The organism is Listeria rocourtiae subsp. hofi (genome assembly GCF_963575615.1).
Classification (GTDB): domain Bacteria; phylum Bacillota; class Bacilli; order Lactobacillales; family Listeriaceae; genus Listeria_A; species Listeria_A hofi.
In genome coordinates this window covers 85,560-103,048 of the sequence record NZ_CAUYTL010000008.1, presented here as the reverse complement: position 1 = coordinate 103,048, position 17,489 = coordinate 85,560, and the positions used below count along the sequence as shown (strand labels likewise).

At 39.4% G+C, this 17,489-nt stretch carries 14 protein-coding genes; 10 read left to right on the top strand and 4 right to left on the bottom strand.

The annotated features are described in order from the left end of the window. Positions 1–131: 131 nt before the first annotated feature. The 4 genes from jag to rpmH all read right to left on the bottom strand — a co-directional run bounded on the left by jag (position 132) and on the right by rpmH (position 2,289). Complete coding sequence (gene jag / locus R8925_RS05845) at positions 132–752, bottom strand: RNA-binding cell elongation regulator Jag/EloR (protein WP_430534970.1); 621 nt, start codon at positions 750–752, stop codon at positions 132–134. Beyond that, positions 749–1,612 (bottom strand): membrane protein insertase YidC, encoded by an 864-nt coding sequence (gene yidC / locus R8925_RS05840; RefSeq protein ID WP_430534969.1) that lies wholly within the window; start codon positions 1,610–1,612, stop codon positions 749–751. The genes jag and yidC overlap by 4 nt, the downstream gene beginning before the upstream one ends. A gap of 42 nt (positions 1,613–1,654) precedes the next feature. Further along, entirely contained in the window at positions 1,655–2,008 is a 354-nt protein-coding gene (gene rnpA, locus R8925_RS05835; protein WP_430534968.1) for a ribonuclease P protein component, read from the bottom strand. A gap of 146 nt (positions 2,009–2,154) precedes the next feature. Then, entirely contained in the window at positions 2,155–2,289 is a 135-nt protein-coding gene (rpmH, locus tag R8925_RS05830; RefSeq protein WP_036084822.1) for a 50S ribosomal protein L34, read from the bottom strand. A 628-nt stretch (positions 2,290–2,917) separates the two neighbouring features. Between rpmH and dnaA the strand changes: the two genes are divergently transcribed. The 10 genes from dnaA (at position 2,918) to mnmG (ending at position 17,489) form a co-directional block, all read left to right on the top strand. Continuing rightward, on the top strand, positions 2,918–4,276 hold the full coding sequence (dnaA, locus tag R8925_RS05825; RefSeq protein ID WP_036071303.1) for a chromosomal replication initiator protein DnaA: 1,359 nt from the start codon (positions 2,918–2,920) through the stop codon (positions 4,274–4,276). A 271-nt stretch (positions 4,277–4,547) separates the two neighbouring features. After that, the gene (gene dnaN / locus R8925_RS05820) at positions 4,548–5,693 is read left to right on the top strand and encodes a DNA polymerase III subunit beta (protein ID WP_430534967.1); all 1,146 of its coding nucleotides are present in this window, start codon (positions 4,548–4,550) and stop codon (positions 5,691–5,693) included. Positions 5,694–5,769: 76 nt separating this feature from the next. After that, entirely contained in the window at positions 5,770–7,116 is a 1,347-nt protein-coding gene (locus R8925_RS05815) for an MATE family efflux transporter (protein ID WP_430534966.1), read from the top strand. 41 nt (positions 7,117–7,157) lie between these two features. Beyond that, entirely contained in the window at positions 7,158–7,652 is a 495-nt protein-coding gene (locus R8925_RS05810) for a GNAT family N-acetyltransferase (protein WP_430534965.1), read from the top strand. 123 nt (positions 7,653–7,775) lie between these two features. After that, a complete protein-coding gene (yaaA, locus tag R8925_RS05805) occupies positions 7,776–7,994 on the top strand; it encodes a S4 domain-containing protein YaaA (RefSeq protein ID WP_430534964.1) in 219 nt (72 codons plus the stop codon). 22 nt (positions 7,995–8,016) lie between these two features. Next, positions 8,017–9,129 (top strand): DNA replication/repair protein RecF, encoded by a 1,113-nt coding sequence (gene recF / locus R8925_RS05800; protein ID WP_430534963.1) that lies wholly within the window; start codon positions 8,017–8,019, stop codon positions 9,127–9,129. Between the two features lie 50 nt (positions 9,130–9,179). Beyond that, positions 9,180–11,120, top strand: coding sequence for a DNA topoisomerase (ATP-hydrolyzing) subunit B (gyrB, locus tag R8925_RS05795; protein ID WP_430534962.1), 1,941 nt, complete (start codon positions 9,180–9,182; stop codon positions 11,118–11,120). A gap of 251 nt (positions 11,121–11,371) precedes the next feature. Beyond that, entirely contained in the window at positions 11,372–13,903 is a 2,532-nt protein-coding gene (gene gyrA / locus R8925_RS05790) for a DNA gyrase subunit A (protein ID WP_430534961.1), read from the top strand. Between the two features lie 308 nt (positions 13,904–14,211). After that, positions 14,212–15,591 (top strand): tRNA uridine-5-carboxymethylaminomethyl(34) synthesis GTPase MnmE, encoded by a 1,380-nt coding sequence (mnmE, locus tag R8925_RS05785; RefSeq protein ID WP_430534960.1) that lies wholly within the window; start codon positions 14,212–14,214, stop codon positions 15,589–15,591. A gap of 11 nt (positions 15,592–15,602) precedes the next feature. Then, positions 15,603–17,489 (top strand): tRNA uridine-5-carboxymethylaminomethyl(34) synthesis enzyme MnmG, encoded by a 1,887-nt coding sequence (mnmG, locus tag R8925_RS05780; RefSeq protein ID WP_430534959.1) that lies wholly within the window; start codon positions 15,603–15,605, stop codon positions 17,487–17,489.

The following is a 17,489-nucleotide window of genomic DNA, read 5'->3' as shown; positions in this document are numbered from 1 at the left end:
TTTGTTGGGTTTTGGTTGGTACTTTAATTTTAACAAAGTGTGCTATTTTTGTGTACTTATTTCTATATACATATAAAGAGGATGGAACATCCGTTGATTTGTAGATCAACTTTTGTCCCATCCTCTTCTTGTCAACCTTTTACAGGCTTAATTACAATATAACGATACGGTTCGCGACCTTCAGAATGTGTTTCCACACGTTTGTCTTCGCTTAAAATAGCATGAATTGTTTTTCGTTCAAACGAAGGCATTGGCTCCAAATGAACAACTCGGTGCGTCTTCACTGTTTTATCTGCCATTTTTTTAGCCAATAAAGTCAGTGTTTCATCACGACGTTCCCGGTAATCACCGATATTTACGACAACATTTTTGAATTGGGTCGTATCTTTATTAGCGATTAGTTGTGTCAAATATTGCAGTGCGTTTAGCGTTTGACCATGTTTTCCAATTAGCAAGCCTAAATTGTTTCCTGACACTTGAATACTGACTTCCTTACCTTTTTCAGAGACATCGACGGATACTTCCGCTCCCATTTTTGTAGCCACATCTTTCACGTACTGGACAGCGGTTTCGATTTGATTATGTTTCTCGATGACCTTAACCATCGCGAGTCTAGAACCAATTCCGAAAATACCTTTTTTACCAGCATCTATGATTTCCACGTCTACTTTTTCCCGCGTTGTGCCTAAGTCCTTCAACGCGTTTTGAATTGCTTCTTCAACGGTTTGGCCTTGCGCAGTTATATCTCTCACTTTCTTTTCTTACCTCCCTTTTTAGATGCAGACATTGTTGCTGCTTTCTTTTTCAATCTTTCTTCTTCCTTCTTAGCTTCTTCCAATGCCTCAGCCTCGCGTTTAGCCTTAAACGGGTTGTTGATTATCATCGTTTGGAAAATCGTAAATATATTTCCGACAACCCAGTAAAGTGCTAGCGCTGATGGTAAGCTGATACCTGCAAAAAGGATCATTAATGGCATAAAATAGATAATCATATTCATTGATTTATTTTGTTGTGTTTGGCCCATCATCGACAATTTGGAAGAAACAAATGTCGTTAGTGCCGCTAAAATTGGCAAAATGAAGTACGGATCTTTGTCACCGAGTGTCATCCATAGAAAATCTTGTGTCTTGATTTGAGCTGTCCGGCTAATTGCTTGATAGAACCCAAGTAAAATTGGCATTTGAATCAGTAATGGCAAACAACCCATCATTGGATTCGCATTATTTTCTTGGTATAAACGCATCGTTTCTTGCTGTAATTTCTGTTTTGTTTCGTTATCTTTTGATTTGTATTTTTCTTGCAACTCTTTAATTTGTGGTTGCATCGCCGTCATTGCTTTTTGACTCTTCAGTTGTTTGATCATAAGTGGCATGATTAATAGTCTAATCACAACAGTTGTCATGATAATCCCCATTGCATAGTTACCACCAAATAGTTCCGCAAACCAAATGATTACTTGTGATAACGGATAAACAATGTAATGACTCCAAAATCCTGATGATTCCGATGTGATTGGATCTGTTGAAATACCACATCCCGCTAAAACTGCTAACAGTCCCATCAATAGCCCCGCTAAGAGCAACTTCTTCTTAAAACTCATTTTTTTCTTCAAATAGTGCTACCTCCACTCTCCGCCTGTATTTTTCTCATGAAATTACTTTTTCTGTACCTGTTTCAAAACTCTTGATAGTTTCAAAACATGCATCAAACTTTTTTTAATTTCATGAAAATCCATATTGGCCGCCGGTTTTCTGGCGATAATAATATAGTCATTCCCCTGAACAATTTGCTCATTCAGTTCGTGAAAGGATTGCCTTACACACCGTTTAATACGATTTCGTACGACAGCGTTTCCAATTTTTTTACTCACAGAAAGCCCGATTCGAAAATGCGCCAAGTCTTCCCTTTTAAATATGTAAACGACAAATTGGCGATTTGCAAATGATTTTCCTTTTTTAAATACGCGTTGAAACTCATCATCTTTTTTAATGCGATATGCTTTTTTCATAAAATCTCCATCTTCTAATCAGATTATCTTTAACTAAACGTGCACCCCAGTTAATCTATCAGGATTTCCTATAGCAAAAAAAGACTGATAGATTAACGGTTTACTCTGCTGAAATTAAAAAAAACCACTGAGTCTTTTTCAGTGGTCTACGCAGATAAAACTTTTCTTCCTTTACGGCGACGACTAGCTAAAACTCTACGTCCGTTTTTAGAACTCATACGTTGACGGAAACCATGTACTTTCTTTCTTTTACGTTTACTTGGTTGGTACGTTCTTTTCATTTAATTACACCTCCTAAAATAAGGGTCTATTACAAATTTAATCGTATAGACAGTCTTAGACATTGTACAGAAATATATCCGATTTGTCAATGATACTACAAAACAAAGTAGAATATAAAAACTCCATCTTCCATAATACCATATTTTCAAATAGAGATATAGCTATTTTTAAATTTTTTCAAAGCCTCATTCCGCTATTAACATGTGGATAATTATAAAAATATAGTAAAATCTCAGTAAATTAACATTTTTACTGTGGATAACTCTCTAATTAGATTAAAAGTTATTCACAATTCACAAAAGTTATCCTCAACCTCTTGTGGATAACTTTTTTTCCTAAATTTTTTATTCAGTCCTAGTTCACAAGTTATACACATGCCCATATCTTGTGGACATCTTTTCTCAACATCTTCATAAGTTTGTGGATAGAATTTGAAATCCCTTGCGATTGTGATGTTTTTCTGATATTATATCAATTGTCGAATAGAAATTTATTTGGGGATAACATTATTTATCCACAGTCAAGATTTACTTTGTGGATAACTTCTAAACAACCCCTGTATAACTTTATCCACGGCTTCATCCATCTGTGGATAACTTTTATGTTTAATGAAAAGGGGGGAACATAGTGCAAACAATGGAAGATATATGGAAAGAAACCTTGCGTATCGTAAAACAAAATATGAGTAAACCAAGCTATGATACTTGGATGAAATCTACCACTGCTCACTCACTTGAAGGTAGTACATTTATTGTAACAGCACCTAACAATTTTGTTCGTGACTGGCTTGAAAAGAGTTATTCTCAGTTTATCGCAAATATTTTGCAAGAGATTACAGGAGAGAATTTTGATGTACGATTTATCGATGGCGAGCAAGATGAGGTATTTGATAATTACATTCCACCAAAACCTCGAAATTTAGATGAAGATTTGGATGAAGCAAATTCCAAACATATGCTAAATCCACGCTATGTTTTTGATACTTTTGTTATCGGATCTGGCAACCGTTTTGCCCATGCAGCCTCACTTGCAGTAGCCGAAGCACCCGCAAAAGCCTATAACCCACTCTTTATTTACGGTGGTGTTGGTCTTGGAAAAACGCATTTAATGCATGCTATTGGTCACTATGTTTTAGAACATAAAACAAACGCCAAAGTTATGTATCTTTCTAGTGAGAAGTTTACAAATGAGTTCATTAACTCTATTCGAGAAAATAAAGCAGAAGAATTTCGTAATAAATACCGTAATGTAGATGTACTTCTTATTGATGATATTCAATTTTTAGCTGGTAAAGAAGGAACACAGGAAGAGTTTTTCCATACGTTTAATACGCTTTATGATGAGCAAAAGCAGATTATTATTTCTAGTGATCGTCCACCAAAAGAGATTCCAACACTTGAAGATCGCTTACGCTCGCGCTTTGAGTGGGGGCTCATTACAGATATTACCCCACCTGATTTAGAGACACGGATTGCTATTTTGCGTAAAAAAGCCAAAGCAGATGGTCTGGATATTCCGAATGAAGTAATGCTTTATATTGCTAATCAGATTGACTCTAATATTAGGGAGCTTGAGGGCGCACTTATTCGTGTTGTTGCTTATTCATCGCTTGTAAATAAGGATATTAATGCAAATCTGGCCGCGGAAGCTTTGAAAGAAATTATTCCAAATTCACAATCTCATGTTATTCGGATTCCAGATATTCAGGAAGCTGTCGGCGAGTATTATCACGTTCGTTTAGAGGATTTCAAAGCAAAAAAACGAACAAAAAGTATTGCGTATCCTAGACAAATCGCTATGTACCTTTCTCGAGAGTTGACCGATGCGTCCCTACCGAAAATTGGAGAAGAGTTTGGTGGCCGTGATCATACAACAGTAATTCATGCGCACGAAAAAATCTCCCAATTATTGAAAACAGACCAAAATCTGAAAAATGATTTAGCTGAAATTGAGAAAAACTTGCGAAAACCTCAAAGTTTATTTTAAAAACGGTATATTAGGCTCTTCAAATTATATTTTAAGGAGCCGAAATAGCGTATCCTTCATATTTTATAAATTGTGCATAGTGTGGATAACTGGAACATACTTATTAACAAGTTATCAACATGTGGAAAACTTTGCGGGAGATGGACTTTCATATACTTATCCACAAATCCACAAGCCCTATTACTATTACTACGATTTTTTATTAATTAATTAAACATATTTTGATATAATGTTATACTTAGAAAAAGAAACTAAAAATGGGGGAATTCTCATGAAATTTATAATTCAGCGCAATCGCCTTGTTCAAGCGGTAAATGAAGTGACGCGTGCTATTTCTTCAAGAACCACGATTCCAATTTTAACGGGGATTAAAATCACTGTGAATGATGAAGGCGTTACATTAACTGGTAGTGATTCAGATATTTCGATTGAAGCTTTTATACCACTAATTGAAAATGATGAGATCTTAGTGGAAGTTGAGAGTTTTGGTGGCATTGTTTTACAAGCTAATTATTTCAGTGATATCGTTCGTCGTTTACCTGATGATAGTGTAGAACTTGAAGTGACAACGAATTATCAAACCAATATTCGTTCGGGGCAAGCATCGTTTAACCTGATTGGACTTGATCCAGCAGAATATCCTAAATTACCAGAAGTCACAGCGGGAAAAAGTATTCAAATCCCAATTTCTGTGCTTAAAAATATTATTAGACAAACTGTTTTTGCGGTATCAGCTATTGAAGTTCGTCCCGTTTTAACTGGTGTGAATTGGATAATAAAAAATAACGTACTTACAGCTGTAGCAACGGATAGTCATCGATTAGCTTTGCGTGAGATTCCATTAACTACAGAAATTGACGAGGAATATAATATTGTTATTCCTGGAAAAAGTTTATCTGAATTGAATAAAATCCTCGATGAAGGCACAGACTCGCTTGAGATGGTGCTTGCTAACAATCAAATTTTATTCAAACTAAAAGATTTACTGTTTTATTCTCGTCTTTTGGAGGGCAGTTATCCTGATACTTCGCGTCTTATTCCGACTGAAACAAAATCGGACCTTGTTATTAACGCGAAATCATTTTTACAAGCAATCGATCGTGCTTCCTTGCTCGCTCGCGAAAACCGCAATAATGTGATTAAATTAATGACTTTAGAAAACGGTCAGGTTGAAGTTTCTTCTAATTCGCCTGAGGTCGGGAATGTTTCTGAGAAAGTTTTCAGTCAAAGCTTTACTGGTGAGGAATTAAAGATTTCGTTTAATGGGAAATATATGATGGATGCATTGCGTGCTTTTGATGGTGCAGATATTCAAATTTCTTTCTCTGGAACGATGCGTCCATTCGTATTACGCCCTAAAGATGCAGAAAATCCAAATGAAATTTTACAACTGATTACACCAGTTCGTACGTACTAAAAATAATAATTATGCCTGCTCAGTGAAAATTGGGCGGGTTTTGTGTTTTTAATACATATCAAGGGGGCGCCAGAGAATGATTAAAGATATGACTATCGGTAATCCGACGAAAACTATTTTTTATTTTGCAATGCCGATGTTACTTGGGAATTTGTTTCAGCAGTTTTATGTGATGGTAGATGCGATGATTGTCGGAAAATTTGTTGGTGTAAATGCTCTTGCTGCTGTTGGAGCGACAAACGCACTTAATTTCTTTTTTTTATCGCTTGTAATTGGCTTGATGACGGGTGTTTCAGTCGTTGTTGCCCAATATTTTGGTTTTCAAGATTTTAAGCGGTTAAAACGAGTACTGGCAACAGCTAGCATTATGATTGTTTCAGTGTCGATTGCTTTGACGGTTATCGGGATTTTACTTGCAAAGCCATTGTTGTTGCTTTTAGGAACCCCCACGGAAATTGTGAATGATTCTTTGCTTTTTGTAACAATTCTATTTATTGGAATACTGCCAACTGGTGTTTATAACGGAGTTGCGGCGATTTTACGGGCTTTTGGAAACTCGATTACACCGCTTTATTTTCTTATTATCTCTTCATTACTTAATATTGCGTTAAGTTTTCTTTTTGTTGTTGGTTTTAATATGGGGGTTGCTGGTGCAGCTTGGGCTACTGTTGTTAGTCAGCTTGTTTCCGCGATTCTCTGGATTATTTATAGCTATCGTAAAATTCCATATATGCGTTTGAAAAAAAGTGATATTCATTTTGATCGCATGATTTTTAAAGAAATTTTTCGAATTGCCTTTCCTTCCGCATTACAAGGTTCCTTTATTTCAATCGGGAATATGGCGATTCAAGGGCTAATCAATAGTTTTGGCGCGACAGTGGTTGCTGCGTATACAGCTGCAAGCAGGATTGATTCACTCACTTACCAACCAGGGATTGCGTTTGGTGCCGCTTCTTCAATGTTTGCAGGTCAAAATATGGGGGCTGGAAAAATTGATCGTGTTAAACAAGGCTTTTGGTCTGGGATAAAAGTAGTGACAATTGTCAGCTTAGGAATTACTGTATTAGTACAGCTATTTGCACATCAATTTTTAACACTGTTTTTGGATAGCTCGGCAACTGAAGCGCTATCAATCGGAACCGGTTATTTAAAAATTGTATCGCTATTTTACGTTGTCGTTGGGATTTTGTTTGTTGTACGTGAGACCTTGCGAGGAACCGGTGATGCGCTTGTTCCACTTTGGATGGGGATTTTTGAATTGCTGGCTCGACTTGCGATTGGTTTTATTTTGTCGCAATTTTTGGGTTACATGGGCTTATGGTGGGCAACACCGGCGGCTTGGGTTAGTGCGACGATGCTTGGATTATGGCGTTATAAATCAGGTCGATGGATGCGAAAAGCTGTTATCACGAAGGAACTATAGTAGAATGGGAAGTAGAGAGTAAAAATAAAGGAGTAGAATAGATGATTATTAGAAAGTTGCCTTTTGATATGTGGGAAAAGGCCTCAGAGATTAGTGTTTTTCGAGAACAAAAGGCGTTTGTTGATTCTGTAGCGGATTCATTGATGCGAATTGCGGATGAACCCGATGATTCAAAGCTGGTATATAATCCTTATGGTATTTACTCAGAGAAGGAATTGGTCGGCTTTATTTTATACACCTTCGAGGAGGGGTCGAAGGATAACCACTGGATTTCGGGTTTTGCGATAGATAAAGACTATCAGCATCAAGGTTTAGGTCGCCGTGCAATTGAGCAATTGGTTGATTTTGTATTTGTGAAAAATCCAGAGAGCATTGAAGTTAAGGTTGCAGTATCTTCAGAAGATGAAGTTTCGAAAAATCTATTTATGTCGATTGGATTTAAAGATGCTGGATGGAAAAAGGAAAACAGAGAAGTTTTATGCTTTAAGAACAAAAACCCACTGAGAAGCCCCATATTTATTTATAAGCCAAAATAATATCCCCCTATTAGTTTTATTTAAATCGGCTAAAAAACGCATATATAAATAATTTCGTTGTATTCTGGTCGATTTTCTAGTAAAATAGAGGAATAGGTCTTATTCAGATTGGGCGTGAAAAAAATGGCGGAAAGTATTAAAATTAATACTGAATTTATTACACTTGGACAGTTACTCCAAATGATGGATGTTATCTCAAGCGGTGGCATGGCGAAGGCGTATTTAAGCGAGAATATGGTGTATATAAACGGAGAAGAGGATAATCGTCGCGGTCGTAAGTTACGAAACGGTGATGTAGTCTTAGTTCCTGGTGAAGGGAAAGTCCAGATTCAACAAGGCTGATTAAAGAAGGATAAGGGATTATATGCATTTAGAGAATCTAGTATTGCGCCAATTTCGTAATTACAAAGAACAGGAATTGACATTTGATAACAAGGTCAATGTTTTTTTAGGCGAAAATGCGCAAGGTAAGACTAATCTTTTGGAATCAATTTTATTACTTGCTGTTGCGAAATCACATCGGACGACTAATGATAAGGATTTTATAAGTTGGGACGCTGAATCTGCAAAAATCGAAGGACGCGTTGAAAAACATGGGCAATCAGTTCCACTAGAGCTAACACTGACACAAAAAGGCAAGAAAGCTAAGGTTAACCATTTAGAACAGAAGAAGCTAAGCCAATATGTCGGGAATTTGAATGTGGTCATGTTCGCACCTGAGGATTTATCACTTGTAAAAGGTGCGCCGGGTGTGAGAAGACGTTTTATCAATATGGAAATCGGCCAAATGCAGCCGGTTTACTTACATGATTTGAGTCAGTATCAGCGTATTTTGCAACAACGCAATCATTTTTTGAAGCAAGCACAAATCAAGCGCAAACACGATTCAACTATGTGGCAAATTTTAACCGAACAATTTATCGAAGTTGCGGTGAAATTGACGAAACGTCGAGCAGATTTTGTCAAAAGGTTGGAACAATTCGCAGTTCCAATCCACTTTGAAATTTCGCGTGAGTTGGAGCATTTGAAATTGGAATATAAGCCATCTGTAGAACTTGAGGGTTCGGATACAGCAGAATGGCAAGCGAATTTATATAAAAAAATGGAATCCATCGCCCAAAGAGAAATTGATCGAGGTGTCACGCTGATAGGCCCGCATCGAGATGATCTCTTCTTTTATGTCAATGATCAAAATGTACAGGTGTTTGGTTCACAGGGCCAACAGAGAACTACAGCGCTTTCCGTGAAGCTTGCGGAAATTGATTTGATTTTTGAGGAGACGGGTGAATATCCGATTTTGTTGTTGGATGATGTTCTTAGTGAGTTGGATGATTTCAGGCAGTCCCATTTGTTGGCAGCGATTCAAGGCAAGGTGCAAACGTTTGTAACCACAACGAGCATCGATGGTATCGATCATGTGACGCTGAACGATGCGACAACATTTTGGGTGGAAAAAGGGATGGTAACGAAGAAATAGTATCAAAATATAGTTTTGTAAACGGATAAGAAAGCGCGGTGGAATATTAGATGTCTGAGGAAAATATAACGAATGTGCAAGGAAATGCGGATGAGTATAGTGATGATCAGATTCAAGTCTTGGAAGGTTTAGAGGCTGTTCGTAAAAGACCGGGTATGTACATTGGTTCTACGAGTCAACGAGGTTTGCATCACTTAGTTTGGGAAATTGTAGACAATAGTATTGATGAAGCTTTGGCTGGATTCTGTACGGAAATTGAGATTACAATTGAAAAGGATAATAGTATCACGGTTCGCGATAACGGTCGCGGAATCCCAACCGGAATTAATGAAAAAGTTGGACGCCCAACTGTAGAGGTTATTTTTACGGTACTGCATGCCGGTGGTAAGTTTGGCGGTGGCGGGTACAAAGTTTCTGGTGGTTTGCACGGTGTAGGTGCCTCTGTTGTTAATGCTTTATCAACAAGCCTAGAAGTGCAGGTTCACCGTGATGGTACACAGTATTATCAACGTTTTGAGCGTGGCGATGTTGTGATGGACTTGGAAGAACGCGGTGAATCTGATTATCGCGGGACAATTGTTCATTTTACGCCGGATCCAGAGATTTTTAAAGAAACAACGGATTTTGAGTATGAAACGCTCAGAACGCGTACAAGAGAGCTAGCTTTCTTGAATCGTGGTTTGCAAATCTCGATTGAAGATAAGCGCAATGGGGAAGAACAACGCCAAGAATATCATTATGAAGGCGGAATTAAGTCTTATGTGGAGCATTTAAACCGTTCTAAAGAGGTCATTCATGAGGATCCTATTTACATTGAAGGTGAACGTGATGGCGTCATGGTTGAAGTTTCGATGCAATATAATACTGGTTTTTCTAGTAATATTATCTCGTTCGCGAATAATATCCACACGTATGAAGGTGGGACGCATGAATCAGGTTTTAAAACCGCTTTGACACGTGTTATAAATGACTATGCGCGACGGAATAAATTATTTAAAGACAGTGATGATAACCTGTCTGGTGAAGATGTGCGTGAAGGCTTAACAGCGATTATTTCGATTAAGCATCCTGATCCGCAATTTGAAGGACAAACGAAAACGAAGCTAGGAAATTCTGAGGCACGTACAATCACGGATAAACTGTTTGCAGCGGCTTTAGATAAGTTCCTAATGGAAAACCCTACAGTTGCTAGAAAAATTGTAGACAAAGGCGTTGTAGCGAGTCGTGCGCGTCTTGCAGCAAAACGCGCACGTGAGGTGGCGCGTAAATCTAGCGGACTAGAAATTTCGAGCCTTCCTGGTAAATTGGCCGATTGTTCATCAAGAAACCCTGCTATTAGCGAACTTTATATCGTAGAGGGTGACTCTGCCGGTGGCTCGGCTAAACAAGGTCGTGATCGACTATTCCAAGCAATTCTTCCAATTCGTGGTAAAATTTTAAACGTTGAAAAAGCACGTTTGGACAAAATTTTGGCCAATGAAGAGATCCGGACTATTTTCACTGCAATGGGAACTGGTTTTGGTGGCGATTTTGATGTTGCGAAGGCACGTTATCATAAGTTAATTATTATGACCGATGCGGATGTTGATGGTGCACATATCCGGACATTATTGCTGACGTTATTTTATCGTTATATGCGTCCATTGGTAGATGCTGGATATATTTATATCGCACAGCCACCGCTTTATCAGATTAAGCATGGTAAAACGCAGGAGTATGTTTATAGCGATAATCAATTAGACGATTATTTGGCAACGTTAGAAGCTGACACAAAATATAGTATTCAGCGTTATAAAGGTTTGGGGGAGATGAACCCTGAACAGTTATGGGATACGACAATGAATCCTGAGCATCGTACATTGCTTCAAGTGAATATTGATGATGCGATTGCGGCGGATGAGACGTTTGAAACACTTATGGGCGATAACGTAGAACCACGTCGTAAGTTCATTGAAGATAATGCGCAATACGTTAAAAACCTCGATGTCTAACTCGCTCAGTGCACCAGCAAACGCTCATCTGCGTTGTTAAAGGCTCTGTTCCGGTGCTCATGTACAAGTCGTACATTCCGCTCCGGTACTCGCCTTTGCCTAGCATCTAAGCATTTGCTGGTGCGCTTAGGTTTCCTGTTTCAAGTCGGGGAACCTGAAGGTCAAGAGAATTTAATAAATAATATTTCCCGGGAAATATTTTGGGGAATACATATCATATGTGTTGTAATTTGAAGGAGGTTTCTTGAAAAATGTCAGAAACACCAGAGTCAAGAGTGACGGAAATCAATTTGAATAAAGAGATGCGTACTTCTTTTCTAGATTATGCAATGAGTGTTATTGTGGCTCGTGCTCTTCCGGATGTTAGAGATGGCTTGAAACCTGTACATCGTCGTATTTTGTATGCGATGAATGATCTTGGGATGACATCTGATAAGGCTTATAAGAAGTCTGCACGTATTGTTGGGGAAGTTATCGGTAAGTATCATCCTCATGGTGATACGGCAGTTTACTTTACGATGGTTCGGATGGCGCAAGATTTTAGTTACCGAAATATGCTTGTTGATGGACATGGTAACTTTGGATCTGTAGATGGAGATATGGCAGCTGCGATGCGTTATACTGAGGCCAGAATGTCTAAGATTTCGATGGAACTTTTGCGTGATATTAATAAAGATACGATTGATTATGTGGATAACTATGATGGTTCGGAACGGGAGCCTAATATTTTACCGGCTCGTTTTCCTAATTTGCTTGTCAACGGTTCATCTGGTATCGCAGTTGGGATGGCAACAAATATTCCAACGCATCATCTCGGTGAGGTTATTGATGGTGTTCTTGCACTGAGTCACAATCCTGATATCGAAATTCGTGAGCTGATGGAGCATATTCCTGGTCCAGATTTTCCTACTGCTGGAATGATTATGGGACGTTCGGGAATTCGTCGTGCTTATGAGACTGGACGAGGTTCTATTACGCTTCGAGCTCGTGTAGAGATTGAGACAAAGAGCAATGGGAAAGAAACGATTGTTATTACGGAGTTACCGTATCAAGTTAATAAAGCACGTTTGTTAGAGCGTATTGCTGAACTGGCGCGTGAGAAGAAAATTGATGGTATTACTTCTGCAAATGATGAGTCGGATCGTACTGGTATGCGTATGGTTATTGAGGTTCGCCGTGATGTAAGTGCCAGTGTTATTATTAATAACTTGTATAAAATGACAGCTCTGCAGACGACTTTTGGAATTAATATGCTTGCACTTGTTGAGAATCATCCAAAAGTGCTGAATTTAAAAGAAATTTTATACCATTATTTAGAGCATCAAAAAATCGTTATTCGTCGTCGTACGGAATTTGAATTACGAAAAGCTGAAGCTCGTGCTCATATTTTGGAAGGTTTGCGAATTGCGCTTGATAACATTGATGCGGTAATCACATTGATCCGCGCTTCGAAAACAGCGGATGTTGCCAAGGAAGGGTTGATGACTCAATTTAACCTTTCTGATAAGCAAGCACAAGCAATTCTTGATATGCGCTTGCAGCGTTTAACTGGCTTGGAACGTGATAAAATTGAGGATGAATTTAATGCTTTGATGGCTCTGATTACGGATCTAAAAGAGATTTTAGGAAATGATGAGCGTATTTTAGAAATTATTCGTGAGGAATTAACAGAGATTAAAGAGAAATATGCTGACAAACGTCGCACGGAAATTTTAGCAGGCGATTTGGTAAGTTTGGAAGATGAGGATTTGATTCCGGAAGAAGAAGTTGCGATTACGCTTACGAATAAAGGTTATATTAAGCGTCTGCCGCTTTCAACTTATCGTAGCCAGCGCCGTGGTGGCCGTGGTGTGCAAGGAATGGGTACGCACGAAGATGATTTTGTAGAACATCTAGTTGCTACTAGCACGCATGATACGTTACTGTTCTTTACGAATACTGGGAAAGTTTACCGAGCGAAAGGATATGAAATTCCTGAGTATAGCCGAACTGCAAAAGGGATTCCTATTATTAATTTGCTTGGTATTGAAAGCCAGGAAAAAGTGAATGCCGTGATTAATTTACGCGAGTTCACAGATGATCAGTATCTGTTCTTTACAACAAAGCTTGGCGTTGTGAAGCGTAGTACGTTGACGCAATTCGCAAAGATTCGCCAAAGTGGTTTGCGTGCTGTAGAACTTCGTGAAAATGATGAATTAATTTCTGTGCAGATGACAGATGGTAGCAAGAAAATCATTATTGGAACGAAATTTGGACAATCGATTTACTTTGAGGAGACTGATATTCGTGTCATGGGTCGTACAGCGGCTGGTGTGCGTGGTATTCGCCTTCGTGAAGAGGATGAGGTTGTTGGTATGGAAATCCTTGAAGATGATGAGAAGGTCCTTGTCGTAACGGAGAATGGCTATGGGAAGCAAACGTTAGCTACTCAGTATCCGCTTCGTAACCGTGGCGGTATGGGCGTGAAAACGATTAATATCACGGAGAAAAACGGAAATCTGGTCGCTCTTAAAACCGTCACTGGTGAAGAGGACTTGATGCTGATGACAATTGGCGGCGTTTTGATTAGGTTCTCGGTTGGTGATATTTCTCAAACAGGCCGTAGCGCGATGGGAGTTAAACTGATTCGTTTAGATGAAGATGAATTTGTTGCGACAGTTGCAAAAGTGCCGAAAGAAGAAGAGGAAGAATTTGTGGATGAAGAATCCGCTGATGGTGCAATAGCTGCTCCAGATGAAGATGCATCTAGCGAAAATCTAGAAATGGATGAAACAGAAGAATAATAGAATGGGACAATAAGTTTGATAATAAGCTTATTGTCCTTTTTTGTGTGGATAACTAAATAAATTCGGATGAAACTATTGTTATTCACATGTGGATAAGTTAAAATAAGGGATGAGATATTTTTAAACTATTGAAAATCTAGATATGTGGATAACTTTTTTGAATAATTATATAACCAATCATTATTAGCTTTGGTGAAAGCGGAGCAAATGTTGATGATATGCACAGGTCATGTGCCAAAATTTATTCGAGTAGGAAATCGGACTTTTTTGTGAGCTGATTTTTCCTAGGAAGGTGAGGGTAAAGAATGGAATTTGATACAATTGCTGCAATCTCAACACCGCCGGGCGAGGGAGCCATAGCTATTATTCGTTTGAGCGGTGATGAGGCGATTCAAGTTGCGGATCGCATTTTTTGTGCGCAAAAACCACTGAATGAGATGGAGAGTCATACAATACATTATGGACATATTGTAGATCCAAGTACAGGAGAGACAGTCGAGGAAGTTATGGCTACCGTAATGCGTGCACCGCGGACATTTACTAGAGAAGATGTGGTTGAGATTAATGCGCACGGTGGGATTGTTTCTGTGAACCGTGTGTTGCAATTATTGCTTAGACATGGAGCAAAATTGGCGGAACCAGGAGAGTTTACGAAGCGGGCTTTTTTGAATGGGCGAATTGATTTATCACAAGCGGAGGCAGTCATGGATTTGATTCGTGCAAAGACGGACCGGGCGATGGGTGTTGCGCTGCAGCAGATGGATGGTAGTTTGTCGCGTTTAATTCGTAATTTGAGACAGGAAATTTTAGATGCTTTGGCGCAGGTTGAAGTGAATATAGATTATCCTGAGTATGACGATGTAGAAGAGATGACACAGCGGATGCTGGTGGAAAAAGCGCAATTGGTACGGGCTTCTGTGGAACAATTACTATTGACAGCACAACAAGGAAAAATTTTGCGTGAGGGACTGGCGACGGCGATTATTGGTCGGCCGAACGTTGGGAAATCGTCGCTTTTGAATCAGCTTATTCAGGAGGAGAAGGCGATCGTGACGGATATTGCGGGGACGACTCGTGATATTATTGAAGAATATGTGAATGTGCGCGGGGTGCCGCTATGTCTGATTGATACGGCAGGAATTCGCGAAACAGAAGATATTGTTGAAAAAATTGGCGTGGAGCGATCTCGCAAAGCTTTGCAGGAAGCAGATTTTATCTTGCTAGTTTTGAATCAGAATGAGCCGCTCAGTGTGGAAGACGAAGCTTTATTTGAGGCGGTAACGGGACATAATTTTGTGGTTGTTTTGAATAAAACAGATTTGGTGCAAAATATTGATGTAGCAAGGGTTCGGGAGCTTGCTGGAAATAATCCGGTCGTTGAGACGTCGCTTGTGAATGATGCGGGAATTACGCAGCTTGAAATTGCGATTAAGGATTTGTTTTTTGCGGGTGAAATTGATGCTGGGGATGCGACATATGTTTCAAACGTACGTCATATTGCGCTTTTGCATGAGGCAATTGGAGCTATTGAGGCAGTTATTGATGGTGTGGAAGCTGGAATGCCAGTGGATATTGTTCAGATTGATATGACGAGAGCTTGGGATTTGCTTGGTGAAATTATCGGTGAATCGGTTCAAGATGAGTTATTGGATCAGTTATTTAATCAATTTTGTTTAGGAAAGTGATGTGTTAGATTATGCAAACTTATGATGCGGGACACTACGATGTTATTGTGGTTGGTGCGGGACATGCGGGCGTGGAAGCGGGCCTTGCGAGTGGTCGAATTGGCGCAAAAACATTGATGTTAACGATTAATTTAGATATGGTGGCTTTCATGCCATGTAATCCTTCTGTTGGCGGACCAGCAAAAGGCGTTGTTGTGCGCGAAATCGATGCTCTTGGCGGTGAAATGGGTCGAAATACAGATAAAACGCATATTCAAATGCGAATGCTAAACACTGGGAAAGGTCCTGCGGTTCGTGCTTTGCGGGCGCAATCGGATAAATGGGATTATCAACACGAAATGAAGCATACGATTGAAAAAGAAGAAAATATCACGCTACGCCAAGGTTTAGTAGATCGTCTTGTCATTGAGGATGGTGTTTGTAAAGGGGTTATTACGAATAGTGGCGCGATTTATTATGCGAAAACGGTTGTACTGACAACAGGGACATTTTCGCGTGGCGAGATTATTGTGGGAGAGTTGCGCTATTCTAGTGGTCCGAACAACCAGCAGCCTTCTATCAAGCTTTCTGAGCATTTGGAGGAATTAGGTTTTGAACTACGTCGTTTTAAAACAGGTACGCCACCGCGTGTGAAATCGAGTTCGATTGATTATTCGAAAACGGAAGAGCAGCCTGGTGATGATGTTCCGCGTGCTTTTAGTTATGAAACAGTGGATTTCATTATGGATCAGTTACCATGTTGGCTGACGTATACAAATGAGGGAACACACCAAATTATTGAGAAAAATTTGCATCGCTCACCGATGTTTACTGCAACTAAAAAGGGTACTGGTGCGCGTTATTGTCCATCGATTGAGGATAAGATTGTACGTTTTAGTGATAAGCCACGTCATCAAATTTTCTTAGAGCCTGAGGGGCGTAACACGGAAGAAGTTTACGTACAAGGTTTGTCGACAAGTTTACCAGAAGATGTGCAGCGCGAGATGTTGTCAACGATTCCTGGTCTTGAAAATGTCGAAATGATGCGTGTTGGTTATGCGATTGAATATGATGCAGTGATGCCAGAGCAATTGTGGCCATCACTTGAAACGAAGCGCATTGAGAACTTGTATACAGCGGGTCAATTGAATGGTACAAGTGGGTATGAAGAAGCAGCTGGTCAAGGATTAATGGCTGGAATTAATGCAGCGCGTCGTGCTTCTGGAAAAGAGCCGATTGTTTTGGGACGCGATCAAGGTTATATAGGTGTTTTGATTGATGATCTCGTGACTAAAGGGACAGATGAGCCTTACAGATTGCTTACTTCTCGAGCTGAGTATCGTTTGTTGTTGCGCCATGATAATGCAGATTTGCGTTTGACTGAAATTGGTCATGAAATTGGTTTGATTAGCGATGAGCGTTATGCCCGCTTTGTGGCAAAACGTGAAGCAATTGAGGCTGAAAAACAACGATTGAAAACAACTCGAATCAAGCCAACTGCGGCTGTTCAGAAAATGCTAATCGATATGGGTAGCACAGAGCTCAAAGATGGCGTTTTAGCTGCCGATTTCTTACGTCGTCCGGAGATTACGTATGATATTTTGATGGAAATTGTTCCACGTGAAACATCACTGACCGCGGATATTGAGGAGCAGGTCGAAATTCAGATTAAATATGAAGGTTACATTGAGAAATCATTAGGCCAAGTGGAAAAAATGAAGCGTATGGAAGGCAAGAAAATTCCTGAAAACATAGATTATGATGCGATTGGTAGCTTGGCAACGGAAGCTTTGGAGAAATTAAAGAAAATCCAACCGCTTTCTATCGCGCAAGCTAGCCGCATTTCAGGTGTGAATCCGGCAGATATTTCCATTCTGTTAGTATATATAGAGCAAGGCAAAATCGCAAAGACGAAGTGA